Origin of the sequence: Anaerobacillus sp. (assembly GCF_046314235.1) — a bacterium.
Taxonomy (GTDB): domain Bacteria; phylum Bacillota; class Bacilli; order Bacillales; family Anaerobacillaceae; genus Anaerobacillus.
The window spans coordinates 366169-391399 of the sequence record NZ_JBKBWN010000002.1; the positions used below are offsets into that span (position 1 = coordinate 366169).

Genomic DNA, 25231 nt, shown 5'->3' on the forward strand with positions numbered 1-25231 from the left:
ATTTGGCTTAAGTTTATTAAAACTGTTTTTACAAAAAAAACGTCCACGATTACTTTATATACCTAGCGTTATGTATCTAAATCTATCAAAAAATTAAGTAATACAGAAGAGTGTATTCTTAAAGCTTGTGACTATTAGGTAAATAAATAACCCACTCCCGCTTGTCCCCCTTTTCTCCTTTTCTTTGTATTTATATAGTGAAGGAGGTGATCACAATGGAAAACATTTTACACTCTCGTTTAACTCTTCACTTTTACGGAGGTGTTGATGAAGACGGCAAAGAGGTTTTTAAAACAAAGACGTTTTCAAACGTTGACAACACAGCGACGAACGAACAACTGAAGAAGACGGCAGAAGCTCTTGCTTCATTGCAAGAATTTACGTTAGAAACAGTCACACGAAGCAACATGTACGATGTCTTTAACTAATTTTTTTAAAATTAAACAAACGGAGGTGAACTTAGATGGCTAAGAAAATTGAACTTATTTTCAAAAACGAAGCAGGTAAAAACGTAACGATTTCGTTAGACAGTCCGATTGAGCCGCTTGATCCAGCATTAGTAGCCCATGTCATGGATCAAGTCATTGCTCAACAAGCATTTGTCTCCTCAGGCGGTGCTCTTGTTAGCAAATACGCAGCAAGAATTGTCGAGCGCAACGTTTCCGCAATTCAAATCTAGTCATAACAACACCGGGGAGAAGCAAATGTTTCTCCCCTTTTAATTTAGTAGAAAGGAGCGATATCTCATGGAAATGTGGCTTCCAGTCATTAGCGAATACGGGTTCCCAGTCATGGTGACGTTGTATTTACTTTATCGGATCGAAGCTAAGCTCGATCTTCTCAACGATTCCGTTAAGCATTTAGCAACAATCCTCCAAACCATACCTAGCACTGATGAGACGAAAAAACAATTGAAATTGAAGGTGTAAAGCCAGTATAAAGCTGCTTGATTATTTTAAAAAACTTTAGACAATAACTTTATTAATGAATAAGTTTTTACCAACAAGTTCTTCTTAAACAACTGGAATATAAAAATTGCTTAGTTCAAAATGAACTAAGCAATTTTATTTTTAATTATAGAATCCAAGTCAAAACCTATTTTGGTGTAATATTGGTTTTGACGATGCAGAACCTATTTTTCTTATGACACCGTTTCCTCTTGTTCATTTCATAATGCCCAGTGTTGCTAGCACGTCTCCCTGCTAGCTTATTTCTGCTGTTGCCGAAATAAGTCCATTGATTTAAATCCTTGGCGTAAAACATCAACCATCTCATGATGGCGTTTATCGCGTGTTTTCTGTTGTTTTGCAGAAAAAATATAGCGAGCCCAATCTCTTTGGTAGCCCGGGGTTAATTTTTGATAAAAGGCTAACTCATTTGGGTATTCTGCTAATAGTTTTTCGACGTCTAATACGTTATCTTGATAATCAGCTACACATTGACTTGCTTTTGTCGATTGTTTCTCTTTCTTTTTCTCCCGTTTCAAACCAACAACAGTGAAAATATCATCCATGCTTACCATACGGGAGAACTTCAAATCACTATGATCAACATAGCCATCTTCCCCAACCTTCATAGCTGGAAAAATCTCATCTCGGTGAACGTATGTATCATATCTCTTATTGCCTTTTTTCGGGTATGCAAAAAATAAGTACCCTTTCTGAGCCAAGAGTTGCTCTTTTAATACCTTCTCTGTATGCTCTACCATTTCATCAATTGTTTCTACAAAAATAAAAATTGCATCATGGTCCCCAGTTAATGTTGTCTTAGCACTTGTAAATAAATCATAATCAGATGGTTCATTAATTACCGCCATATTAGTGTACTTAGTCAGATTTAACTTGTTAATAATTGTCATCGTAAACTCCTTTGTCCTTTTTAAACCAAAATTAAACCGTAAAACTAATTTCCTCTCTTTTAGAAATGCAGCTCCCATGAAAATTATCACCAATATTTTCAGGCTACATGCACGGTTTATCCAATCGGTCTAATCTAAGTTTGTCGAACAATAACTACATCTAATTCTATTCTAACAAAAATAGACAAGCAATCAAAAACCTATTTGGATCTGAGTGGAAGCACGGGGGAAGCACGGGGACGGTTCTAGTGCTTCCAATCTAGTAGGTAGATGAAGCAAAAGAACCGTCCCTGTGCTTCCCCCTATTATTTAAATAAACATAAAAAGTACCAGTTACGACTTTTTAGACCGTTACTGGTACTTTTCTTGTATATGCTTAGGAATACTCATCAATTCTAATCGACTATACCTTTCTCCTCACCTCTTCACAGCTGTTTCCTTAATAGCTTGTGAACGTAAGGCGACACCGACAGTCGCTTCTACAATTTTTTCAATGAGCTTCGCTTTTGTGTCATTTTTATTTATATGTACCTTAAAGGTAGAAGCGATCTCAATTAAGTCTTTTTTGAGAATGGATTTTTGGGATAATAATTTCGTCGCTGCTTCGCGGTTGTTAAGCTCTCTTAATTGCTCGAATACTGGATGGGACGATACAACTTGCTTTTTCTCTACCTTTTGAACGAGCTCGCTCTCACTGTAGATTAGCTTCGCCTCGCCGTTTAGTAATTTCTTTAGTTCCTCGTCCGATAAATTAGCGATTGTTTTGGCAATTAATTGAATGGATTGCAGGATTTCAGCCTTCATAACCTTCCTCCTATCCTTGTTCGTTGTTGAAATTCTTCTGTAAGCTTCTTCAGTTCAGTTTGAATATCTCGGTAAGTGTCACCACTAACACGCTGCAGTACTACTGGTACCCCTAGAGCAGGTGCGTCTGAATAAATCGTTTTATTTTCTCGAACAACGGTTTCAAAGGCAGGAATTTCCTGATGGATAACCTGTTCAATATATTGTCTTAGCGCAGAAATTGGCTCACCCTTACGCTTTTCAACCATTGTAAAAATGACGCCTGCTAAGGCTGGTTCAATCGTTTCAAATTCAGTTCCTAATTCATCCTTTTCCAATTTATTGTTGTACTCCGACACTAGCTCTTTTGCATGCCTTTGCAGCTGTTCAATCCCGATGGTCGATAAATAATCAGGTCTTGCTGGGACTAATAATATCTCACTTGAAACAATGGCTGTTTTTGTGACTACATTAAAGTTTGGTGGACAATCGATGAAAATATAATCATAATTCTGAGCTTCTAGCTGCTTTAGTCCCTCTTTTAACCGTGAGTACACAACTAGGAAATTTCTACGGTTAGATCGCTCGCTCCCGCCCCAAAGCTTTGCACTAAGTTCTAAATCAACATTAATAAGACCTAAATGTGATGAAATTAAATCAATGCTCCCAGACGAATTCATGTCCCTTAACCGCTCATTAACTCGAAACGGTCGAATGACGAGATCCTCTAAATGTAACTCTTGGTCACTATCAATGAAAGAATCGTACCACTTTTTAATCGTACGATCTTGGTAATCTCGCATCCACTCATCAACTCTAACAAACGAAAACGTTAAATTCGTTTGCGGGTCAAGGTCAACCAACAATACCTTATTCCCTTCTGCAGCTAATTGAGCAGCTATATTAGCTGTGACAGTTGTTTTTCCCACCCCGCCTTTATAATTAATCACCGAACAAATCATCCAATCCCTCCCAAAAATTGGTGTCTACCTTACAGATTATTCCCTCTTTGAAACAATCATTCTGACTTACACAGATAAGGCTAGTCCTAATTTTCTTGGTGAAATAGTTGAGAAATGGCATTACCTGTCCTGGTTATTGGTAGTGGTGTCCCATGGGATTTCATTTTACCTATTACATTGTTTGTAATAAAATTGATCATACAAATGTCTCTTCTCTTTCATTTTTGTGAAAAATACAAAAAGGAAAGACTAAAAGTTCGGTTTTCGAGTAGAAAAATTTTAAAAAGCTAATAAAAAAGGGAAACCAATTAGCAGAGTAATTGATATCCCTTTTTTATTGATATATAGCTGTTTTATTAATATTTTTATGGTGAATAACACGCTAGTTACCATAGTAATTAGTAGAAGTCTCATAACTAGCAGATAATGTTCAGAACATGTAATAAAAAGGGGACGAGCAACCATACATAGCACCAGTTAACGAGTTCTTAAACTGAAAATTCATCTCTTCACCATTGTGATAAATCCAGTAGACCCATTCGTAAATTCAAGAGTCTTAACAAAGCCAAATTTCTCATACAGATGAATAGCTCTATGATTAAAGTTGGCAACGGTTAAACGAAGTGGTGTATAAGCGTTTTTTTGTATTTGGTTTAGAATAAAAGAAAAAAAGTCTTTTCCATTACCTCTACCTGTTAATTCAGGTTTCATGCCAATTCCAATATCAACAAACCCTTTTGGATAAGCACCAAATTGGGAACCAGTGGGTACTTGTGCAGAATCTCCAATACAAAAAAAACCAACCAAGCCTTCTTCATTAATCTTGTCAATAACACAATAATAATCATTCTCAATTAATTCTTTAATTGAATCAGGAGTAAGGTTATAAATATCATAAGGAAATTCATATTTCCAATTTAATATTTCCTTTGCAAAAAATTCATTCATATCCCTTACCAATAATTGTTGCATTAATCTCTCCTCCAAGGGCAACTAACCATTATATTTCCGTGCACCCCTCCGAAGTTAATGAAATTAAAGCATTCACCTTAAGTGCATTTTTCATAAATTATTATCTATTTGTTCTTTGATCATAAAAATTAGATAACGGTATCACTGTTATCTATATAGTTCTGTAAGTAGTTTGTTAAACTTGTTTGGACTCATCATTTCATGTGTGATGAATTTCCCATTATTAAACAGACTAAAAGTCGTCCATACTGCTGGTGAATTTTGAGCTTCTTCTTTTGTTGTTATCCTATGAGCATTAAAGGTAATTCCTTTATTTTCAGCTACTTTTCTGAGTTCATCTACTATTCCTACAGCAAATGGACACTGAGCGGTGTAATAAATAGACAAACCATCTTCTTTTAAAGAAATCTTCGTTCGTTTTTTAAATGAAGGAATAGCAGCTTGTTTATTCAACTTTAAGGCCACTAATTGAAAATAGGGTTCTGTTTGATCTACTATCTCAAATCCCAAATGTTCAAAGAAACGTTTATCACTTAAATAAGGGAACTTTTTCTTTCCTACTATATGTACAATCCCATCCATTCCACGAGCGATTGCATCTCTCTTGCAATAATCCAACAGTTTTTTTGCATATCCGTTATTTTTGTATTTTCCTGAAACCCATAGACAATTGATATACATATAATTAGGTGCTTCAATAGGAAACCACGCCATCTCCGCAGGCAAATACTCAATAAATACTTTAGCACGTTCATTTAAACGATAAAAAAATAATCCGTCATCCATTCTCTCCCTCAACCATTGCTTCTTATCAACTACTGCCTTCTCGTATTGCTTTGCACCTAAAGCACAGCAAATGTGCTCATTTTCAATATTGTTTTTTGTGATTTGAATATATTCCATACTCCCTATCAAACCTTTCCTAATAATTTCACAATTATCATTTAAGAATTTCATAGTTGTCTTTCACAAACCTTTTCATTATTTAAGTAACTTTGTTCACAATCTCTAAACTTATTTTAACATATATTGCTAGAATACCTTAAATAACCAATTTTCTTAATTAGTGTATTTTAATGTACGACTTGATGTATGTGAAATGTATATAAAAATGTCCTTATACACTGGTTGGTGTATAGGATATTTTGTTTAGCATTTTTGATACATCTTCTGTTTAAATAAAGGAAAATCTTTTACATCAACAAAAATTGACCATCAATCGGCAAATTTTGACGGTCAATTACTCATACATTTTTAATGTTTGCGATAGGAAACAGAACCCGTTACTATATCAGTCCACCGCTTTTTTGTTATGTTAGTTTATTGTCAACTTACTTGTTGTTTTCTCTACTTCATAACCGAACACGTTAAAGAAAGACTTGTTCCTTGTTTTCCTTCTAAATTATTCCCTAATTCCATCCTAAAAAATATCTTCGAGGCGTACCAGTGGCAGCCTTAATTCTTTAGTAATCTTTTGATTTCTTTTATTTCACTTTCGTGTTGTATAGAACGTGCTGATAAGGTTTCAATCATGATTTGGTGAGTTTTTGTTACTTCTTTTACTTCATCAATATGTGAAGTTATTTGCTCAAAATAAGGTCCAAGTCCATTGATAAGGTTGTCTTTTAGGTTTCCTACATCGATTTCGATCTTTTCTAATCTTAGATCTACACCATTAAACCTTTCATCAATACTAACGAATTGTTGATCTACCACATCAAACCTTTCATCAATCCTAACGAATTTTTGATCTACAGCATCAAACCTTTCATCAATCCGTTCGAAACGCTGCTCAAAACTTCCTAGTTGCTTATGGATTGGCTCTAATTCTTCCTTTAACACCGACCGTAACAATTCTTTTAGTTCCTCGTTCATTTTTCGACCTCCATTAGATTTTTTAATTATATCATCAAAAAGAGAACTACTAAATACGATAAAAGAATTTTTAATAGAAAGAAGACATAAGAACAAGCATCACCACTGAAGAGTTTATCTACTAACAATATTATACAAAACGTATGTTCGTAAATAAAGTCAAAATTTATCGAAATTAAACCTCTTTAATCCGATTGGCAGTCCACGAAAGCATGGAAAACTAAATACAATAACGGGAACTGCTCCAGTTTATAGACTGCAGAAAAACCAGTTCAATATGAACTGGCTTTCTAAGAAAAATTAATTTAACGGAAACTCATATCCAATGTAATTAAATACATTTTTAAAACCTAAGTTTTCTGCAACTGATATGGATGGCTTGTTCGATTCCATACAATCCCAATAAGGAACAATACGATGATCTAGACAATCTTTTACATAAGAACTAGCCACTATTTGTGCTAACTTTTTTCCTTGATGGGCTTCTAGTGTTTCAATATCTACGCAGTGTACATTACCAACAACAAACCCTGAGAAACAAACACTTACAATTTCGTTTTTGTACACCATGCAGTAACCTATACCATTACTAAAAAACTTCTCAGGCGTTGACCAAAATTCTACTATTTTTGATCGTAAAAACTCAATGTTACTAATTGAGTCATCAGTATTCTTAAAGAGTGTTTCACTAATTTTAACAATCATATATCCTTCTAGAACTGGATGGTTATCTTTCTCTTTAAAATCTCCTTTTTGTAAAATATACACCCTCTGATTCCAACTGCCTAATTTACGGTGTTCAAAAACTTTTTTTATCGTTGTATTCCACTTACTGTGATTGCCTATTCCTTCAAAATAATTCAATCCTACTATTTTTGCTTCTGGGATGATTATTCTATCAACAAAACTATTTAATTCGTTATTGAACCCCTCATTTTGCTCATCTCCAATAAAGAAAAAACCATCATTATTCCCTAACCAAATAAGTCCAGTAGTAGGCGAAATAATATCATCTACAAATACACGACCAGGATTTACTCCTTCTATCACTGCTTTTGCTTCTAATTGTCCTCGTTCATTTAACAAATGTAAGCACTTATAAAATTGAGACTTGTCTAACTCTGAAATCATAAATTACCACCCTAACGTAAGAATGATCTGATGACTACTCTCTCTTTCCATTCACTAAAATAGTAATAGCGACAGCTGCTAGTTAAGCAATCGCTTGCGACCTTTTAAGAAAACTTCGCATCAATGTCGTACAATAGTTATTAAGTCATTAGTTGGTGTAAGATACTCACTTTCTCCAATTGTAAAACTGCATTTTTGACGATTGATTTCTGCAAAATGAACAACTTTATTTTCGTTAAGAAAAACCAAAAGATATATGTCATCTCTCATTCCAATATTACTTGGGTCTTTGTAATCAACGCCTGTTTCTTTCGTTATAGTTTCCTGTATAGTATAAGGCTCAAATAAAAATGCTTTATCCCAATTAAAATTAGTTACAGAATTAAGTTCTATATCCGTATTATTTGTATCTTCAACAAGTGAATAAACTGCTTTTTCTAAGTCTGTATTCCGTTCAAAAAAGCTTTTGCCACATCCTACTAATACGAAAACTATTAAAATAAAGGTGAAAACAGCTACTTTCTTCAAAATGATCCCCCTTACCGAGTTTTTTATAGTTCTTCCAAGGTCTCCTACAAACTACTATTTGTGGACTGAGTTTTACAGATATTAGGAGTTCGTGTCCTACAAACTACTATTTGTGGACTGAGTTTTACAGATATTAGGATTTCGTGTCCAGCAAACTACTATTTGTAGACTGGATTTTACAGTTTCTAGGAGTCCGTGTCCTGCAAACTACTATTTGTGGACTGAGTTTTACAGATATTAGGAGTTCGTGTCCTGCAAACTACTTTTTGCGGACTGGATTTTACAAATATTAGGATTTCGTGTCCTGCAAACTGCTATTTGTAGACTGGATTTTACAGATATTAGGAATTAGTGTCCTACAAACTGCTATTTGTAGACTGAGTTTTACAGATATTAGGAATTAGTGTCCTACAAACTGCTATTTGTAGACTTAATTTTACAGATATTAGGAATTAGTGTCCTACAAACTACTATTTGCAGACTGGATTTTACAGTATCTAGGAGTTCATGTCCTGCAAACACCTTTATAGACATTTTCTGCAATTATTAATTAAACTATCACCAGCTCCTGTTTAACTGTATTCTTTATTTAACTTTTCTAATTTTTCTAATCTGCTTTCAAGTTCTGTAATTTTAAATTCATATTCCATAATTTTAAATTGCTTTATTGAACGATCAATTAAGCTTTGAACAATCAGAAAAATTATTCCTAACGAAACTGGGACCAGAATTAACATAAAAATAGACTCTTCAAACATCATCACTGCTCACCACTTTTCTATTTAATCCTGCATCCTTCAAACGCTGTGGTTCCCTGGCAACGTTGTTCCTTTGCGATGTTTAAAGCGAATCCAGAGTTCAATGGCAATTAGATTTACAACCCAACTTAACCAAATCGCTGCTACATAACCAACTGTGAAGTTATCTAATGAATAGCCTACAATCGCTGACCACACCCGAAACGTAAGCGCAGCAAATGTCACCGCGTAGCTACGGTACATCCACTCCTCGTGCAGTACTTGTTGTTTGTTTCGAATATACTTGAAAGCTTTAAATGTCGTATAGATCCAAGCAAGACTCAATAACAAAAATCCGAGCTTTGCTAAAAATCCTCCATGTGCGTAAAAAGACAAATAAATCCCTACAATCGAACTAATCAAAATCATAATCACATATATTTTCCCGAAATTTCGATGAAGCTCTAAATAACGATTACGCCATTTTTTTACAAATAAAAACGGACCAATCACTAGTGGCAAGGCAGCTGTCATGATATGAATGTACATTGCAATGTTCCATAGTTGATTCTCCATTTTAAACATTTCTAAGCCTTCTCTAATAAGAATTGCATTACCTTCAACAGGATCTAAAATAAAATAACGAACAATTGCCGAAATCGATAAAACAAATGTTAAAAATAAAATGGTAGCAAACCCTATTTTCTTCCCCATTTAGCTCGCGTTGCCCCTCTCACTACGTTCCCTTTTATTTGTAATCATACCAGAAAATACTAGTAATTTGGTATCTTTATTTTATCGTAAAAATAGGTGCCAGGCACCGGTATTTTCGCATAATTAACCTTGTTATGTGAAAACTACACTTGGAGGTGCTAAAAATTGCGGAAAGAATCAAAAAGTTCATCCTATTTTCTTATATTAACGACTATTACTGGATTGGTACTTTTACCCTTTGCAATAATTAAACGCCCACTAAAGGATTGGATCATAGTTTACATAGTAAGCGTACTAGAAAATTATTTTGCAGATTACTACCTAGTGGCTAGGGGCTACTTAAGATACAAGAAAAAATTGTTCCCGCGTCTAAAAGTACATTTACCGTTTGACTTTGTGCATTACCCTTTAATTTTACTTTATTATAATCAATGGACATTAAACAGTAAGCCAATGGGTCTAGTTTTTAAACTATTTCCTTTCGTCATTCCGCTGATTATAATTGAGACTTTTGCAGCGAAATACACAAAGTTAATTACTTGGAAAAAGGGCTGGAGTTGGCATCATTCAATGATAAGTGTCATGGTAAAGATACTACTATGTAGAAGTATCATTGCTATGATCCGAAAGTTGAACACTGGAAAATTATCATAGATCAAGCCTCGTATTAGAAAAAAACGGGCATGTAAAAAAGAAAACACCGCGATATTGGATGTTTTCTTTAAAGTGATTAATTTAATGACTACTCTCTCTTTTGATTCACTAATACCTTTACATTTTTAACAGGTTTTTCAACACTCCCTAACAAAACAAAAAAATCGCATCATTTTCACTAACGGGTTTATTTTTGGAAGAGAAAATTACAAATTGAATTACAAATAGCTTACAAATTAGCCATGATTTTGTACGCTTATTTTTTATTAATAAATCAACGTTTGGTTGGAATTTACTTTAAAATTAGCGTTTGTTTTAGCAAGCTTTTTAGCAAGTGCCCATAAACTTATGTCCGCCTTCTATCTTATATACTGAAAGTTGTACTAATTACTTTGTGAATTTAATTGAATATTTATTTTTGTAAGATTTATGGGAATTAATGTTAAAATTAATATAAGAAAATTCTTTATTCAACGAGCAGGATACTAAAATAAGCATAAAATACTCATTGCCATGTGGGTGAAATTTAAATGCATGAATAAAATACAATTTAGAGATGAGGGGATATATAGTGGGTATTGATTTTCATAGTAAGAAGAATAGCATTACTTATACAACTCGGAACGCTGACAAAACATGGATTGAAGCAATGATAAATTTAATTCCCATTGAGGACATTTCTAATGCTTTAGATATTGGTTGTGGCGGTGGAATTTACTCTAAAGCTCTATCTGACATGGGAGTAGATTATGTAACAGGAGTTGATTTTTCTGAGGCTATACTTGATGGAGCAAAAGAAAACTGTAAGGCATATAAGAATATTTCATTTAAGCATGGTAATGCATTTGAAACAGGATTAAATAGTAACAAATATGATTTACTACTTGAAAGAGCTCTGATCCATCATATAAAGGATTTAAACTCTTGTTTTAAAGAGGCTTTTAGACTGTTAAATGATGGTGGTTTTTATATTGTACAAGACAAAACTCCAGAGGATTGTTTATTAAAAGGAGATGATACTCACATCAGAGGGTATTTTTTTGAACTCTTTCCAAGGTTAATTGAAAAAGAGACCAGTCGGAGACATAATAGCCAACTTGTAATCGAAATGTTGAAGCAAGTTGGATTTAAGAACATTGAAGAAGTTAAGGTGTGGGAAACAAGAAATGTCTATGATAATAAAGAACAATTACTAAATGATTTAAGTGAAAGAACTGGAAGAAGTATATTACATGAATTAGATGACCAAGAGTTAAATTTACTAATTAATCATATAGATAAATCATTAGAAAACAATACAAATATAGTTGAGAAAGATAGATGGACAATTTGGAAGGCAGTAAAATAGGTATTAGTATGTGAGTAAATGTACTTTTAGTAATGGAGGCGTTAGTTCAAGGGATAAAAATATGAAAAAAACGCCGAGATATTTTATAATCAGGTTTACTTGTGAGGTGCAAAACGGCAAAACAAAACACACATCTTTCTGAACTGAAATCACATTATAAATCCCATATTAAAAAGGCATGAAGAATCAGCTCTTCGTGCCTTTGTTTTCATATTTGCTTATTTCACTAACGCTTCCCGTTTATCAAATAATTACCTAATAATGGGAAGTTGTTTTTTTGATAATAAATCATCAATAAGCATCTTATGTTCTGTAAATATATTATCTGGAAGTTCCTTAAGTGAATAGAATTTATTCTGGATGGACTCCACGTTACTTTCAACTAACTCCCCACTAAACTGTTTACAAATAAATGATATTAGAACCAGTGATACTTAATCACCATTAGAAAATGTCTTGTCGTATTGTGGACCAGAATAAATCCCAAATAACGAAAGTTCTCCTAATTTAAGTCCCGTCTCCTCGTATACTTCTCTTTTAGCAGTATCTTGAACGCTTTCTCCTAAATCCATAAATCCACCTGGAAATCCCCATTGACCATTATCAGAACGTTTTTGCATCAGCACTCGATTTTCTTTATCAAAAACAAATGCACCCGCAACAATCATAATAACCTTCTCGTTTCCGACCATTGACCTTAAATGATGTATGTAATCCATTAAAACAGACCTCTCTTTTTAGTAAACCACTAATTGAATAAAACTCCCCGTGTCTTTAAGTGTACCAACCCATAGAGTTATCGAAATAGCTTAAAATTACATGATAAAGCCAAGGACAAATCTCCCTTTTTTTATAACTTCGAAAATACCTCTTCCTGCTTTTGGACCAATTCTATTTCAAATCCTAAATCGCTTAGCATTTTATGATCCTGATTGGATTCCTGGCCTTGGGTAGTTAGATAGTTTCCTAGGAATATGCTGTTTGCGGCGTATAAACCTAATGGCTGTAAGCTACCAAGGTTAACCTCGCGACCTCCTGAGATACGAATTTCTTTTGTTGGATTTATATAACGAAATAATGCCAACACCTTTAAACAGTATCGCGGATTTAATTCGCTTGTTCCCTCTAATTTTGTTCCATCGATCGCGTGTAGAAAGTTAACAGGTATCGAGTCAGCATCTAGCTGGTGAAGGGCCCGGGCAATCTCTATGACATCTTCTTTTGTTTCTTTCATTCCAATGATCGCTCCTGAACAAGGTGATATACCATGTTTTTTTGCGATTTCAACAGTATTTACCCTGTCCTCATACGTATGTGAAGTTGTAATGTAGGAATGATGGCGCTTTGAAGTGTTAAGGTTATGATTATATCGATCAACACCTGCTTCCTTTAACTGAGCAGCTTGTTCTTCCTTTAGGAGACCTAAACAGGCACAAACCTTTAAGCCATAGATATTCTTAATTTCTTCTACAGCCTCACTTACTACATTCACATCTTTTCTAGTAGGTTCCCTACCACTTGCAACGATACAGTAAGTACCTACTTTGTTTTCAAAAGCAATCTTTGCACCTTCTAGTATCTCTTCTTTCGTTATAAATGGATATTTTTCTATCTCGGCAGTAGAGATAGAAGATTGAGAACAATATCCGCAGTCTTCAGGACAATATCCACTTTTCGCATTAATGATCATATTTAACTTTACTTTCTTCCCAAAATAATGCTTCCGAATTTGAAAAGCACCATTTAGCAACAGTAGCAACTCATCATCATCACAATCCAAAATACTCATCGCTTCATGATCTCTAATCACTTTCCCGTTAATTACCTCTTGCGCTAACTGTACCCAATCCATCATACCTCTCCTTTTTTTACAGGCTTGTACCTGGTAATCTTAAAAAAAATTGGTAAGAACCTTATTTCACATTAGTTCCTGCAAATTCTTTTCGAAATGTTAACCTACCTTATTTAAAGGTTAACATAATCTGGGTGATATTGGAAAGTGATTTATTTCATCGATATAAAATTTGTAGGATCCACATCTGATTTCGTTTTTTCGTTGAAAATAATAAAAGCGTCCTTCATATGTTGAAATGAAGATATGCCTTATTCAACCCAATGTTATACGCTAGCCTTTGTTATGCTTAAAGCGAACCCATCATTCAATATTTTAAAATATACCTTAATATCACTGTCACTAGAACAACTTCGTTTAGACAAATAGTTTGGATTGATTTGCGCATTTAAATTAAAATAAGTGCTTCTGTGTCCTCTTCAACGAATGGTCTACCTCTAATTGGGTTATTGTAGTAAAGTAACACCCTTTGTTTACATAATATAATTATCGTCACCTTAATAGTTTTCCAATCTCATTATTGCTCCCTGTTCACCATCCATACTTATTACCTTCCTATATTATGAAACATTATTATTGAAAATTTCTGTTAGTTCGATTAAACTTTAATAATTCTATAGGGGGTTGTATGAATGATTAGACGTTTTTTCAGCTATTATAAGCCGCATAAAAAGTTATTTATCATAGATTTTGTGTGCGCAGTTCTCGTAGGTCTATTAGAGCTTGGGTTTCCTATGGCGGTTGCTTGGTTCATTGACAGTTTACTTCCTGAAGGGAACTGGAGTACGATTACAGCAGTCAGTGCCGGCCTACTTACTCTTTACCTAATAAGCTCGAGTATGCAGTTTGTTGTAAACTATTGGGGCCATAAGCTAGGGATTAATATCGAAACAGATATGAGAAGAGAACTATTTTATCATGTTCAGCGCCAGTCGTTCCGATTTTTTGATAATACAAAGACTGGACATATTATGAGCAGGGTGACAAATGACCTGATGGATATTGGTGAACTCGCTCACCACGGACCTGAAGACTTATTTATTGCGATCATGACCTTTATCGGAGCCTTTTGGATTATGGTGACGATCAATGTAAAACTTGCACTCGTTGCGATTATCATTGTTCCGTTTCTCGTCTGGCTTATTTCTTACTCCAATATTAAAATGAACAGAGCTTGGACTGGGATGTATGGAAATATTGCCGATGTCAACGCCCGAGTTGAGGATAGTGTATCAGGGGCTCGCGTTGTTCAATCTTTTACAAATGAAGAATTTGAAAAAGAACGTTTTAACAACAATAATCTATTTTTTCGCGCTTCGAAACTAAAAGCCTATAAAGTTATGAGCTGGAATTTATCTGGGATTTACATCACTACAAGAATGATGACATTAGTTATTTTAGTGTACGGAGCATGGCTAAGCTTCTCAGGTGAATTGTCTTATGGAGAATTAGTTGCCTTTATTCTATATGTAAACGTGTTATTTAAACCAATTGATAAAATTAGTGCCTTACTTGAATTGTATCCAAAAGGAATGGCCGGATTTAAGAGATTTACAGAGCTAATGGATCAAGAGCCTGAGATTAAAAACCGTCCAGATGCGGTCGAAGTGGCAGAACTAAATGGAAATATCGCCTTTCACAATGTCTGTTTTGGCTATGAAGAAAATAGGGAAATCCTTCATGACTTAACCTTCTCGATTCGAGCCGGACAAACAGTCGCATTTGTTGGACCATCCGGTGCCGGGAAGACAACGATCTGTTCGCTTATCCCTCGTTTTTATGACGTTGTCGATGGATCTGTCACGATAGACGGAATTGACATCCGTGATATGACAAAGGAATCGCTTCGTTCTAATATCGGAATTGTCCAACAAGATGTTTTCCTTTTTACAGGTACATTAAGAGAAAACATCGCTTACGGAAAATTAGATGCTACAGATGAAGAAATTGAAGAGGCAACAAGACGCGCTCACCTTTCTGATCTTATCGCCTCCCTACCAGATGGGTACAATACACAAATTGGCGAACGTGGATTGAAGCTTTCTGGTGGACAAAAACAGCGCTTGTCGATTGCGCGGATGTTCCTAAAAAACCCACGCATCCTGATTTTAGATGAAGCAACATCGGCATTAGATACAGAAACAGAAGCCATCATTCAAGAAGCATTAACCGAACTTGCCAAAGACCGAACGACACTCATCATCGCTCATCGGTTAGCAACCATTCGTAATGCTGACAGAATTCTCGTTGTAACCGAAGAAGGAATCGCTGAAGATGGCACACATGCAGAACTTCTGTCCAACGAGAATGGAATCTTTTCGAAGTTGCATGCTCATCAACACGCTTCGATTTATTAGGAAGCGCCGGGACGGTTCTTGTGCTTCTTTCGTTTAGCGAAACGAAAGAAGCAACAGAACCGTGCCCCTGCTTCCTATTTATTTAACTCTTTCTTTACTAGAAGATGGATCACAGCTGTAAACAGCATAAGCCACAGGAGCATAAGACCAAGCTGAAGGGGTAAAAATTCGCGTTCAAATACTCCGTAAAAATTTTCAACGACGACGACGCTTGGGATTAATTGGAGTACGTTCTTCCATTCGGGCAGCTGCTGGTAAAATGAAGCTGTTACAAACAACAGTACCATGACAACTGATGAGATGGCTGCAGAAGTTTTGGATGAACTCATGATTAAGCCAATGATGAGACCGACTTCAATAAAAAGGATTGCACCAATGATCATAACAGGTAGAACGGCAAGTAAGTTTACATTAAAGCCATGATTAAGAACATACACGAACACTTGTGACAAAATCGAAAAGAGGAAGATGATGCTGCATTTAGCAAAAATGATTTCCCACAGCTTAAAAGGAGAAACTAACAACGCATCAAGGGTTTTTTGTTCTTTTTCCTCAATAAAACCTGGAGCAATAATCATCAGTCCGACCATGACTTGGGCAAATAAGATCCAACTCGGTAACAGGAGCATTTCTAATCCTGGTTCATTCATAAGGACAATCACCATTACGGACATCAAAATTGGTAACAATACGAGCATCCAAAGCGACGGCTGCTTTAAAAAATCGAGAAATTCATGTCTCGTCAATTTATAGATCATCTTTACTCTCAACTTAACTCACTCCCTGTTAATTTATCGAACACATCAGCTAAGGTAGCTTCTTGTGAATGAATACTGATGACGTGCCCAGCATTTAATTTTTCATAAATCAATGTAGAGGTATCTTGAGAATATAAAGGTAGACTAGCAGTCTTACATCGTTATTGTCTTTATAAACCAAGATAATATTATCTTCGCCAAACTGTTCTTTTAAGTTATGTGGCGTATCTAAAGCAACTAACTGGCCTTTGTGCATAATCCCCACCCGATCACTCAACTCATCTGCTTCATTCATATCGTGCGTCGTTAAAACAATCGTCGTCCCCTGGAGCTTTAAAGAATGAATATACTTCCGAATTAGCGCAGCAGTATTTGGATCTAGACCACTTGTTGGTTCATCTAAAAACAAGATTTTCGGTTTATGCAATAACGCACAAGCAATTAAAACCCGCTGCTTCCAGCCTTTTGATAATGATTCTACTTTTGTTTCTGCCTTTTCTAACAATTGTAAGTTTTCCAAAACCTCATTAATTCGCAGGTAGTTGTTGGCTCTGGTAACTCATTTTTTAGTGAATGGATTGCAAAGACAAGACCATGTAGACCTTGTGAAACAGAATCATGGAGATCACGGCCCAGCCGATTTCGTTCCTCGGTTAACACTAATTTTCGTGTTGCCTCTTGTAGTTTCTTATTTTTATCTGATAGCTCCTCTAAAAACGCCATTCGCTCGTTTATTTTTTCAATCCGATAACGATAGACTCCATAACCAGCTCCAACTGTTATACCAACAAGACCACCGATCATTACTTCCTGTTGAATAGAATCGGCGCCAAAATAGGCTAATAAAGAGAAAACAATCAGCACATTAACTGCGGTAGCAGCTAGAAACCCAATAATCGTACCAACTCTTTCACTTGCCTTTCCTTTTAATAGATACGAAGTACCCATAGCAACGAACACTCCTAAACCACAAAGGAAAGCAACTAAAAAGGGTAATAAGATTAGTAGGAAGTGATCAATGTATAACTCAGTCATATACGCAACTAAGGAAAAAACACTTCCAAAAACAAAGCCAAAAACGAGAATGTTTCGAATGTTTTGCATCCCCTCATCCCTTTGACAGGACCATTTATGCAATCGCACTCTTTACAGATGCAAACAAACAATTTAATCCGAACGAATTTAAATATAAGTTTTTTGAAACTGAACTAACCTATTCTTATAAAACATATAAAATTATCGATCAAGATGAAGAAGCACTAGAAAAATCTTTTAATCCTTTCGCGCTTGAAATATTAGCGGGCATTTACGTCGTCCGTTCAAAAAAGAAGCTTGATGAAAAGTTTTTATATAAATTAAAGCTAACTAGACTACTTCTCTCGAAAGAATGGACAAAAGAACGCATTGACAAACTATTTCGCTTCATTGATGGCATACTTAGATTAGACGAAGATTTAGGGTTGAGGTTCAAAAAAGAGGTTGACGTACTATTAGAAAAGAAAGGTGGAGCCGAAATGGGATTAACTTGGGACAAAACAAATTTAGCTGAGATTTACTGGAATAAGGGAAAAGCTGAAGGGAAAGCTGAAGGCAAGATAGATAAACAAATGTTGCTTAAAGGATACTCCATCAACGATATTCACGAGCTAACAGGACTACCTTTATCAGAAATTGAAAAGCTTAAAGAACAAGAATAAGAAAATTAACCTTTGAAAGCGCCGGGACGGTTCTTGTGCTTCTTTCGTTAGCGAAACGAAAGAAGCAACAGAATTGTCCCCTTACTTGGTTTGCCACGGGAGTTGGTTAAATAAAAATAAAGAGGCCACTATGCCTCTTCGAAATGTTATTTTATTATTATTTATGTTTGGGATACATACTTGAGAAACAAAATTTTACGGTAGCTTCAGGGAAGTCTATTAAATGGATCTACGTCTACTATGTTCCAAAACAAACACTTTACTACAATGCTTGTGAATTTGGACTCGGGACATTCTCCAATTCATTCCAACACATATCGGCTAGATCGTTGTCAATTTGTGAAGCTATATTCCCAGCAGAAATATTATAAATACCGTTAACTACCCCTATTGCTGGCATCCTTTTTTGATGAGAATCCCAATTTGTTTGACTATTTTGACCGATAAACACGCCAGCATTCGTGTTATTTACATTAACATTCACAGCTCCAAGTACAAAATTAATGGCCAAATTGATCACTCCTCATAAAACTAACGTATTCATTGTACGATGAAACGTGAGCAGGAACCTTTTAATATTTATATGAATAGATTACTTTGAGGTGAGAGCTATGAAGAAAAATACAAATATAATCTTACATAGTATTAATGTAAATATCATTGATACTAACTCTGGAGTGTTTGTTGGAGACAACATCCAATACAACTGGAGCTCTAAATTAACTACAACAACTGGAATTAGCATTAGTGGGCAAAAAAATTTAGCCCAAAGAAATATGATAAGTATTGTTAAAAAACAGCCTTAATAATTCTTCATCAGCTCAGCCCTCTGAAGCACCGGGACGGTTCTTGTGCTTCTTTCGTTTAGCGAAACGAAAGAAGCAACAGAACCGTCCCCTTGCTTCAAAACATCTTTCGCTCAAAATTTCGTTTTGAAATAAAATAGTAAACGATTTGGAAAACCATATAGCTGCCGCTTAGTAAGAAAATACTGCTAAAGATTTCGGCATATATGCCAGAATTTTTATAAAAGACCAACGTGTAGGTCAAGGCGATCATGATCCCTATTAGTGGTGCAACAAAAAACAATACCTTCAGTTCTCCAGCAATATTCTTTTTCATTTCCTTTTTCGTAATCCCGACTTTAAATAGCTTTTGATACTTCTTCTTTTCGTCTTCAAATTCAGAATACATTTTCAAATACAAGATGATACAAGTCGCAATAAAAAATAATAAGCCAATAAACATAAATAGGTATAAAATAATGCCTCCACCTTGACGGTGATAGTTATACAGTTCAATTTTTGATGAGGTTTTAAAAAGTTCCTGCTCATCTATTACTCTTCTAATTGACTCCGTTTTATATAGTTCGGTCGTTTCGTTGAATGCAGCTAGCTCTACGTTTAGCGCTTGAACGAACGGCTCAGACTTCTTCCAATCCTCTACGTTCATAAGCTGAATTTCTGCTAGTTCAATCGTTTTAGCACTTCCCCTTAACGCTTGATAGTCGCTATCATTCAAAATGAATAAGCGATGGTCTAGGAACGATAGGCTGTTTAGCATATACTCAAAAATTGAATCCTGGATAGATACGTTTATTTCACTAGGTACATCGAGCTTGGCATCTTCTATAAAGCTATGTTTTTCCTGTTCAGTTTGCAGCATTAATTGAACAAGAAGAACATACTTTCCTGGTTGAACCTGGATTGGTCGTTTGGCAACCTCTGATAGTTGATCATCTGAAATAAAGACTGTTCGAGAATTATAATTGTTCTCGTCAAAGTAGTTGAGGATTTCGAGAGTTTTATATTCCGTAATTAAGTTTTCGTTACCGGCTAGATGATGTATCTGCTCAGATGTCATTCGGTTTTTCGTTTCGGTTTGGACAAAGGCGATATCATAAGGATTTGATTGGACCGCAGCTTCTTCCGAAGACAAATATAAACGAAGGATATGACCACTATAAAACATTGTCACAAATACCATCATCGCAATGAGAAAATTAACGGTTTTCACTTGTTTAAATTTATAGTTTAAGTTCGTTAATAGCATTATGCGTCTATAAAAAAATGTAGGACTAAGCTTTTTAAACAAATTTAGGACAACACTGCCTAGCTGTGAAATCGTAATATAAAGTCCAACTAATACAAATAGCGTACTATACAATAGAACCTTGCCATCGTTTTCTGGGTTTTCATAAAAATTACTGTAAAAATAGATAAGCGCCGACAGTAAAATAACAATTCCTACCATTCCAAACCATGGGCTACTAATCTTATTTTTTTGTGATGTTCGCTCTGCTTTTAAAAGTGTAACAATTTTAAGCCGACTCGTAATGACTAACGTTCCAACGAGTAAAAAAATGAAGATAACAGTAAAATAACTAATCGAAAAAAGAAAACTATTACTATTTAACTCAAAAGAAACGGTTGTAATACTTGTTAATCTCATAATCAACAGAAAAAACAATCTTGAAAAGATCGCACCCGCTACCAACCCTGTAACCAATGACGCGATCGAAAGCATGCTAGTTTCGAAAAAAATCAGTTTTCGAATATCACGAGGAGCCATACCAAGCGTCATGAATAAACCAAACTCTTTTTGTCTACTTTTCATAAAGACAGAATGAGCATAGCCAATAAAAAAGACCGAAAAAATCGCTAAGACAACTGTTGGAATCAATATAAGTTCTCGTTCTACTTCGGTCGATGCATATAAGTTTTCATTAAAAAGTAGCGTTGAAAACATAAAAATGATCATCACCGCAAAGCTATTACTTAAATAATAAAAGAGATACCGATGAAGGTTTTGTCTAAAGTTTTTCAGGGCAACTTGATTAAAAGTCACTCTTGCCACCCCCTAAAACGGCTAGACAATCGATAATCTGGTCTAGAAACTCTTTTCTGCTTCCTTTTTTGACAATTTGCGAGTCAAGCATTCCATCTTTGATAAAGATGACTTTGCTGCAATAGCTTGCTGCGAAAACATCATGGGTGACGACTAAAATCGTCGTTTCTAGTTCCTGATTTATTTTTCCAAAGCTTTCCATAATGGCTTTTGATGACTTAGAATCCAAGTTTCCGGTAGGCTCATCGGCAAAGATGATGCTCGGGTCATTCACTAGCGCTCTGCTAACGGCGACTCGTTGCTGCTGGCCGCCTGAAATATTGTACGGGTATTTATTGGCAATGTCATAGATCCCAAATCTAGACATTACTTCTTCTGCTTTTTGTTCCATAAAATCAGCATCTTTCTTTTCTAAAACCAATGGAAGCATGACATTTTCCTTCAAATTCAAGCTATCTAGCAAATTAAAATCTTGGAACACAAAACCTAATTGCCGTCTTCGAAACAGAGCTAACTCATCACCATTCATCGAACTGATTTCTTTATTTGCGATTTTTATCGTCCCTGACGTTGGTGTGTCAATGCCGCTGATCACATTCAAAAGCGTTGTTTTCCCACTTCCTGACGGACCCATGATCCCGACAAATTCGCCCTTTTCAATTGAAAAACTAATTCGGTTTAATACTTTCGTTGAGAACTGATTTTCTTCCCCAGCATAGACCTTCACTACGTTACTTACGTCTAAAATATTCATTCGTATTCCTCCTTTCCTTTAGCTTATAAGCCTTTTGTAAATGTAACCATTGAATAAGCTTAAGTGAACCTTACAGTTTTGTAAGATATGTAATTGTTACCTCGGTTCCCTTTCCAACTTCTGAGCTTATTTCAATTTCATGACCTAACCGCTCTGCAATCTGTTTGCATGTATACAAGCCAATCCCCGTCGACTGACGATAGGTTCGACCATTTTCTCCAGTAAAAAACGGTTCAAAAACTCTCTTTAGATCATAAGGAGGGATACCAACACCTTCATCTTTAATCGAAAGTGTCGTTTGCTTCTCGTCTTGTACGATCGATAACACAATTTTTTTATCCTGTTTACCATCGGTTGAATACTTAATCGCATTTGAAATAAGTTGAAAAAGAATGAATTCATTCCACTTTTTATCGGATATGATAAAAGCTTTATCAGGAACATCAGCCAAAACTGGAAACACCTTATTGTAGATGAATTGGTTTTTATGATCATTAATCACGTTCCTTATAGAAGCTACAAGATCAACGGCCCCTGCTTCATAATCCATCGCAAAATGTTCAAACCTGATCATATTTAACACTTGCTCAATGCTTGCGTGAAGACGGTCGTTTTCGATTCTAATTAGCTGCAGCGCTTCCGACGGGATCTTGGTTTGACCCATGTATTTTTGTATCATTAGTTCAATCACAGAAATCGGTGTCTTTAAGTTATGCATCCATTGATAAAGAAACTGGTCCTTCTCTTCATGTACGCTTTTTTGGCTATTTAAGTCTTTTTGGTACTGTTTTTGAATGACATTTACGAAGTTACTCACTTGCTTTTGTTCATACGTCATTGGTTTTATAGTGACATTCGGGTCATGGGTAAAATGCTGGAGTTGACGGTTGAAACGAAAGTACCTAGCCCATTCAATGATAATAAGGATGACAAATAAAAAGAAAGAAAGAAGTAACGGATAAATGATTTCAATTTTTTCTGGGTGAATTAAATTAAAAAAAGTAATGATTAATAGTGTATTAACGATATAAAAGGCAATAAGTGGAGCGCGGTCAAAGATAAAGTTTTTAAAAATTGTATTGTTCAAATCATTCACCTTCGATCACTTCATAATGAAAGAGATATCCAACCCCTCTTTTTGTTTTAATTCCGTCTTTGATGCCAAGCTGCAAAAACTTATTTTTAATTCTTGAAATATTGACCGTTAACGTATTGTCATCGACAAACGAGGCGTCATCCCAAATTTCCTCAAAAAGCTCTTCTCTCGTAATGATGCGATCTTTGTTTTCAATAAATTTTTTGATCAGCTTATATTCATTTTTGCTTAACTCTACTATTTTTTCTTGATAAGACATGTTAAGGCTGTTCTCGTCTAGGACAAGGCCACCAACGGAAAGACGATGCTCCTTATTGGCATATTCTCCATATGTCCTTCTAAGTGCTGCCTTCACCTTCGCTAACAACACCTCAAACGCAAAAGGTTTAACAAGATAGTCATCAGCACCTAATTCGATCGCCATCACTTGATCAATATCTCCGCTTCTAGCAGACGTAATGATGATCGGGACACGTGATTTTTTTCGAAAAGCTCTACAGAGATAGAACCCATCATAGTAAGGCAAGTTAATATCTAATAGAACAAAATCAGGCTGAATGCTATCAAACTGTTCTTCTAAATTCCGAAAATCATTCTGCTCAAAAACAGTATAATTATATTTTTCTAGATACTCTTTCATAAGCGTACTAAGCTCGACATCATCCTCAATTAACATACACTTATACATCTTTCAACCTCCATTTATTGCTAAATCACGCTTTAACTTTATCATTTTAATCGTTCACTGTGATTACCCAAATGAAGAGGCTGGGACAAAAGTGTCTGACACAACAAGGATCCAACTAAATATAGACGTACAGATTTATCATATGTCTATATTCGGGTCCTGGCGTTGTCTACCCTGTAAATAGCATCTACAGGAAAGTTCACTTTCTTCAATTGGATGTTTTCTGTAGAACATATTTACATCCGTGTTGGTGAAAGTGAACTTTCATTGGTATCTGATACTTTGTTATGTCCCAGCCTCTTAAAAGTTTGTTTAATATATCTACTTCCATTCCCTCAGTTAGATACTATTATCTCTCGAATGCTCACTTATTCGTAAAATTTCAAACTGATTGTTAGAACCCTATCGGATGAATGCAATGAGTTTGGCTAGCACAATCAGTTACTTATCAATTAAGATTTCTTTTTATGTTTTAGTATGCTAGCCGTTGTTGATATAATCAGAAAAAACATTGCCAAAGGAAGGTATAAATTGGATCTAGCACCCTTTATATAATCATATACACCAATTAATAATAGAATGATAGCTCCAATTAACGCGATATGATACCTATATTTAAGTATTAACAATTTCCGGTCCCACTCCCTAATTTAATTGGATTTTAAAAATTTCACCGTAGAAAAATAACCCGAAATTCACCATTTAATTAGTTCCTGTTGCTTACGTACAGTACTTCACAACAGCTATATTCTAAAGTACCCATTTTTTTACTCTCGCTACATTTTGTTCTAGAAATATAGCATTTTCTTCAATACCTCGACGTTTACACCATCCAATACTGTTAAAGGCATCAGTAAATCGATAAAAAGGTAATACAGTATCTAGGTCAATTATTGGTCTGATACTGTTGTAGCCTTCTTGATAAGCATGATACAAGCTAGCATCAACACTTAGTAAATCGCGATACAGTTTGGTAAAATCGACTTCTGTTGAACCAAATCTTACACTTTCAAAATCTATTATTCCAGAAACTATGTCATGATCGACAATTATATTCGCAGGACGAAAATCCATATGTACAAAGCTTGGTCCATCTGGAGACGGGAGCTGCAGTTTCATCTTTTCAAATTTTTCAATGGATTTATTAAATAATCGTTCATCGAGAATGTCCTTAACATCTTCAGCAAAACTATAAAATTGGTGTTCAACAAATTTTGACCAGTTTGGAAATTCATTTTTTATACCTGTTAACACTTTATTTGCAGGGGGAGGAATAGAATGCATTTGGGCGTGAAGAACGCCTACTTGGTATGCAACTGTTGGCGTAGATTTAGAAGTTAACGGTTTTCCTTTTAATTCAGATAATAAAAAAGCACCAGCACACTCCTCATCGCCAGACCAATAATCTAGCATTTCAGGAATCGAAACATATCCTTTTAAAATCTCATAGGCCTCTACCTCTCGCTCATATTTCAATTTTGAAAAAGGTATTTTCAAAAAAACATTTTCACGATTAGACAAAGTACATTTATAAACTGTTGAACTAAATGAGTCTTCAACCTCATTCATTGAAATTACCTGCAACCCAAACTTTTGAATGACACGATTTAACATCAAGCT

Annotated in this window: 29 protein-coding genes; 8 read left to right on the forward strand and 21 right to left on the reverse strand. The window is 35.2% G+C overall.

Going from position 1 to position 25231, the window contains the following annotated elements; genetic code table 11:
• The first annotated feature begins 215 nt into the window (after positions 1-215).
• From ACK4M9_RS03950 to ACK4M9_RS03960, 3 genes are all read left to right on the forward strand, one after another.
• Complete coding sequence (locus ACK4M9_RS03950) at positions 216-428, forward strand: DUF1659 domain-containing protein (protein ID WP_409848210.1); 213 nt, start codon at positions 216-218, stop codon at positions 426-428.
• A gap of 35 nt (positions 429-463) precedes the next feature.
• Entirely contained in the window at positions 464-679 is a 216-nt protein-coding gene (locus ACK4M9_RS03955; RefSeq protein ID WP_409848211.1) for a DUF2922 domain-containing protein, read from the forward strand.
• Positions 680-746: 67 nt separating this feature from the next.
• Positions 747-929 carry a YvrJ family protein gene (locus ACK4M9_RS03960; RefSeq protein ID WP_409848212.1) on the forward strand — a complete coding sequence of 61 codons (183 nt, stop codon included), beginning with the start codon at positions 747-749 and terminating at the stop codon, positions 927-929.
• 278 nt (positions 930-1207) lie between these two features.
• On the opposite strand, the gene ACK4M9_RS03965 is transcribed toward ACK4M9_RS03960, so the two are convergent.
• From ACK4M9_RS03965 to ACK4M9_RS04010, 10 genes are all read right to left on the reverse strand, one after another.
• Positions 1208-1858 carry a YdeI/OmpD-associated family protein gene (locus ACK4M9_RS03965; protein WP_409848213.1) on the reverse strand — a complete coding sequence of 217 codons (651 nt, stop codon included), beginning with the start codon at positions 1856-1858 and terminating at the stop codon, positions 1208-1210.
• 417 nt (positions 1859-2275) lie between these two features.
• Entirely contained in the window at positions 2276-2662 is a 387-nt protein-coding gene (locus tag ACK4M9_RS03970) for a hypothetical protein (RefSeq protein ID WP_409848214.1), read from the reverse strand.
• Positions 2659-3603, reverse strand: coding sequence for a ParA family protein (locus tag ACK4M9_RS03975; RefSeq protein WP_409848215.1), 945 nt, complete (start codon positions 3601-3603; stop codon positions 2659-2661). The genes ACK4M9_RS03970 and ACK4M9_RS03975 overlap by 4 nt, the downstream gene beginning before the upstream one ends.
• A gap of 501 nt (positions 3604-4104) precedes the next feature.
• Positions 4105-4575 carry a GNAT family N-acetyltransferase gene (locus ACK4M9_RS03980; RefSeq protein WP_409848216.1) on the reverse strand — a complete coding sequence of 157 codons (471 nt, stop codon included), beginning with the start codon at positions 4573-4575 and terminating at the stop codon, positions 4105-4107.
• Positions 4576-4722: 147 nt separating this feature from the next.
• Positions 4723-5478: a GNAT family N-acetyltransferase gene (locus ACK4M9_RS03985; RefSeq protein ID WP_409848217.1), complete on the reverse strand. Its 756-nt coding sequence runs from the start codon at positions 5476-5478 to the stop codon at positions 4723-4725.
• A 552-nt stretch (positions 5479-6030) separates the two neighbouring features.
• Positions 6031-6450 (reverse strand): hypothetical protein, encoded by a 420-nt coding sequence (locus ACK4M9_RS03990; protein WP_409848219.1) that lies wholly within the window; start codon positions 6448-6450, stop codon positions 6031-6033.
• Between the two features lie 300 nt (positions 6451-6750).
• The gene (locus ACK4M9_RS03995) at positions 6751-7581 is read right to left on the reverse strand and encodes a GNAT family N-acetyltransferase (protein ID WP_409848220.1); all 831 of its coding nucleotides are present in this window, start codon (positions 7579-7581) and stop codon (positions 6751-6753) included.
• Between the two features lie 120 nt (positions 7582-7701).
• Positions 7702-8109, reverse strand: coding sequence for a hypothetical protein (locus ACK4M9_RS04000; protein WP_409848221.1), 408 nt, complete (start codon positions 8107-8109; stop codon positions 7702-7704).
• 572 nt (positions 8110-8681) lie between these two features.
• On the reverse strand, positions 8682-8846 hold the full coding sequence (locus tag ACK4M9_RS04005; RefSeq protein WP_409848222.1) for a hypothetical protein: 165 nt from the start codon (positions 8844-8846) through the stop codon (positions 8682-8684).
• A gap of 60 nt (positions 8847-8906) precedes the next feature.
• The gene (locus tag ACK4M9_RS04010; RefSeq protein ID WP_409848224.1) at positions 8907-9560 is read right to left on the reverse strand and encodes a DUF2306 domain-containing protein; all 654 of its coding nucleotides are present in this window, start codon (positions 9558-9560) and stop codon (positions 8907-8909) included.
• A gap of 165 nt (positions 9561-9725) precedes the next feature.
• Between ACK4M9_RS04010 and ACK4M9_RS04015 the strand changes: the two genes are divergently transcribed.
• Entirely contained in the window at positions 9726-10214 is a 489-nt protein-coding gene (locus ACK4M9_RS04015; RefSeq protein WP_409848226.1) for a CBO0543 family protein, read from the forward strand.
• Between the two features lie 571 nt (positions 10215-10785).
• Entirely contained in the window at positions 10786-11562 is a 777-nt protein-coding gene (locus tag ACK4M9_RS04020) for a class I SAM-dependent methyltransferase (RefSeq protein ID WP_409848227.1), read from the forward strand.
• 434 nt (positions 11563-11996) lie between these two features.
• On the opposite strand, the gene ACK4M9_RS04025 is transcribed toward ACK4M9_RS04020, so the two are convergent.
• On the reverse strand, positions 11997-12281 hold the full coding sequence (locus ACK4M9_RS04025; RefSeq protein WP_409848229.1) for an NUDIX domain-containing protein: 285 nt from the start codon (positions 12279-12281) through the stop codon (positions 11997-11999).
• 131 nt (positions 12282-12412) lie between these two features.
• Complete coding sequence (bioB, locus tag ACK4M9_RS04030) at positions 12413-13414, reverse strand: biotin synthase BioB (protein ID WP_409848281.1); 1002 nt, start codon at positions 13412-13414, stop codon at positions 12413-12415.
• A 632-nt stretch (positions 13415-14046) separates the two neighbouring features.
• Here bioB and ACK4M9_RS04035 point away from each other — a divergent pair.
• Positions 14047-15771 carry an ABC transporter ATP-binding protein gene (locus tag ACK4M9_RS04035; RefSeq protein ID WP_409848231.1) on the forward strand — a complete coding sequence of 575 codons (1725 nt, stop codon included), beginning with the start codon at positions 14047-14049 and terminating at the stop codon, positions 15769-15771.
• Between the two features lie 74 nt (positions 15772-15845).
• Here the strand turns inward: ACK4M9_RS04035 and ACK4M9_RS04040 are convergent, their stop codons facing one another.
• From ACK4M9_RS04040 to ACK4M9_RS04050, 3 genes are all read right to left on the reverse strand, one after another.
• Entirely contained in the window at positions 15846-16541 is a 696-nt protein-coding gene (locus tag ACK4M9_RS04040; protein WP_409848233.1) for an ABC transporter permease, read from the reverse strand.
• Positions 16542-16638: 97 nt separating this feature from the next.
• Entirely contained in the window at positions 16639-17049 is a 411-nt protein-coding gene (locus ACK4M9_RS04045) for an ATP-binding cassette domain-containing protein (protein ID WP_409848235.1), read from the reverse strand.
• Positions 17028-17633, reverse strand: a complete 606-nt coding sequence (locus tag ACK4M9_RS04050; RefSeq protein ID WP_409848237.1) for a histidine kinase — start codon at positions 17631-17633, stop codon at positions 17028-17030. The genes ACK4M9_RS04045 and ACK4M9_RS04050 overlap by 22 nt, the downstream gene beginning before the upstream one ends.
• Positions 17634-17989: 356 nt before the next feature.
• On the opposite strand from ACK4M9_RS04050, the gene ACK4M9_RS04055 reads away from it, so the two are divergent.
• Positions 17990-18226 (forward strand): hypothetical protein, encoded by a 237-nt coding sequence (locus tag ACK4M9_RS04055; protein ID WP_409848239.1) that lies wholly within the window; start codon positions 17990-17992, stop codon positions 18224-18226.
• 262 nt (positions 18227-18488) lie between these two features.
• Here the strand turns inward: ACK4M9_RS04055 and ACK4M9_RS04060 are convergent, their stop codons facing one another.
• Positions 18489-18737, reverse strand: coding sequence for a hypothetical protein (locus tag ACK4M9_RS04060; protein ID WP_409848241.1), 249 nt, complete (start codon positions 18735-18737; stop codon positions 18489-18491).
• A gap of 100 nt (positions 18738-18837) precedes the next feature.
• On the opposite strand from ACK4M9_RS04060, the gene ACK4M9_RS04065 reads away from it, so the two are divergent.
• Positions 18838-19032: a hypothetical protein gene (locus tag ACK4M9_RS04065; RefSeq protein ID WP_409848243.1), complete on the forward strand. Its 195-nt coding sequence runs from the start codon at positions 18838-18840 to the stop codon at positions 19030-19032.
• 97 nt (positions 19033-19129) lie between these two features.
• Here the strand turns inward: ACK4M9_RS04065 and ACK4M9_RS04070 are convergent, their stop codons facing one another.
• From ACK4M9_RS04070 to ACK4M9_RS04090, 5 genes are all read right to left on the reverse strand, one after another.
• Entirely contained in the window at positions 19130-21073 is a 1944-nt protein-coding gene (locus tag ACK4M9_RS04070) for an FtsX-like permease family protein (RefSeq protein ID WP_409848244.1), read from the reverse strand.
• Positions 21063-21827 carry an ABC transporter ATP-binding protein gene (locus ACK4M9_RS04075; RefSeq protein WP_409848246.1) on the reverse strand — a complete coding sequence of 255 codons (765 nt, stop codon included), beginning with the start codon at positions 21825-21827 and terminating at the stop codon, positions 21063-21065. The genes ACK4M9_RS04070 and ACK4M9_RS04075 overlap by 11 nt, the downstream gene beginning before the upstream one ends.
• 70 nt (positions 21828-21897) lie before the next feature.
• Entirely contained in the window at positions 21898-22914 is a 1017-nt protein-coding gene (locus tag ACK4M9_RS04080; protein ID WP_409848248.1) for a sensor histidine kinase, read from the reverse strand.
• A 1-nt stretch (position 22915) separates the two neighbouring features.
• The gene (locus ACK4M9_RS04085) at positions 22916-23611 is read right to left on the reverse strand and encodes a response regulator transcription factor (RefSeq protein WP_409848250.1); all 696 of its coding nucleotides are present in this window, start codon (positions 23609-23611) and stop codon (positions 22916-22918) included.
• A gap of 750 nt (positions 23612-24361) precedes the next feature.
• A complete protein-coding gene (locus ACK4M9_RS04090) occupies positions 24362-25225 on the reverse strand; it encodes an aminoglycoside phosphotransferase family protein (protein WP_409848252.1) in 864 nt (287 codons plus the stop codon).
• Positions 25226-25231 lie beyond the last annotated feature (6 nt).

Coding starts and splice junctions, on each gene's coding strand:
- ACK4M9_RS03950 (WP_409848210.1), top strand. CDS start 216: ATGGAAAACATTTTACACTCTCGTTTAACTCTTCACTTTTACGGAGGT.
- ACK4M9_RS03955 (WP_409848211.1), top strand. CDS start 464: ATGGCTAAGAAAATTGAACTTATTTTCAAAAACGAAGCAGGTAAAAAC.
- ACK4M9_RS03960 (WP_409848212.1), top strand. CDS start 747: ATGGAAATGTGGCTTCCAGTCATTAGCGAATACGGGTTCCCAGTCATG.
- ACK4M9_RS03965 (WP_409848213.1), bottom strand. CDS start 1,858: ATGACAATTATTAACAAGTTAAATCTGACTAAGTACACTAATATGGCG.
- ACK4M9_RS03970 (WP_409848214.1), bottom strand. CDS start 2,662: ATGAAGGCTGAAATCCTGCAATCCATTCAATTAATTGCCAAAACAATC.
- ACK4M9_RS03975 (WP_409848215.1), bottom strand. CDS start 3,603: ATGATTTGTTCGGTGATTAATTATAAAGGCGGGGTGGGAAAAACAACT.
- ACK4M9_RS03980 (WP_409848216.1), bottom strand. CDS start 4,575: ATGCAACAATTATTGGTAAGGGATATGAATGAATTTTTTGCAAAGGAA.
- ACK4M9_RS03985 (WP_409848217.1), bottom strand. CDS start 5,478: ATGGAATATATTCAAATCACAAAAAACAATATTGAAAATGAGCACATT.
- ACK4M9_RS03990 (WP_409848219.1), bottom strand. CDS start 6,450: ATGAACGAGGAACTAAAAGAATTGTTACGGTCGGTGTTAAAGGAAGAA.
- ACK4M9_RS03995 (WP_409848220.1), bottom strand. CDS start 7,581: ATGATTTCAGAGTTAGACAAGTCTCAATTTTATAAGTGCTTACATTTG.
- ACK4M9_RS04005 (WP_409848222.1), bottom strand. CDS start 8,846: ATGTTAATTCTGGTCCCAGTTTCGTTAGGAATAATTTTTCTGATTGTT.
- ACK4M9_RS04010 (WP_409848224.1), bottom strand. CDS start 9,560: ATGGGGAAGAAAATAGGGTTTGCTACCATTTTATTTTTAACATTTGTT.
- ACK4M9_RS04025 (WP_409848229.1), bottom strand. CDS start 12,281: ATGGATTACATACATCATTTAAGGTCAATGGTCGGAAACGAGAAGGTT.
- bioB (WP_409848281.1), bottom strand. CDS start 13,414: ATGGATTGGGTACAGTTAGCGCAAGAGGTAATTAACGGGAAAGTGATT.
- ACK4M9_RS04035 (WP_409848231.1), top strand. CDS start 14,047: ATGATTAGACGTTTTTTCAGCTATTATAAGCCGCATAAAAAGTTATTT.
- ACK4M9_RS04050 (WP_409848237.1), bottom strand. CDS start 17,633: ATGCAAAACATTCGAAACATTCTCGTTTTTGGCTTTGTTTTTGGAAGT.
- ACK4M9_RS04065 (WP_409848243.1), top strand. CDS start 18,838: ATGAAGAAAAATACAAATATAATCTTACATAGTATTAATGTAAATATC.
- ACK4M9_RS04075 (WP_409848246.1), bottom strand. CDS start 21,827: ATGAATATTTTAGACGTAAGTAACGTAGTGAAGGTCTATGCTGGGGAA.
- ACK4M9_RS04085 (WP_409848250.1), bottom strand. CDS start 23,611: ATGTATAAGTGTATGTTAATTGAGGATGATGTCGAGCTTAGTACGCTT.
- ACK4M9_RS04090 (WP_409848252.1), bottom strand. CDS start 25,225: ATGTTAAATCGTGTCATTCAAAAGTTTGGGTTGCAGGTAATTTCAATG.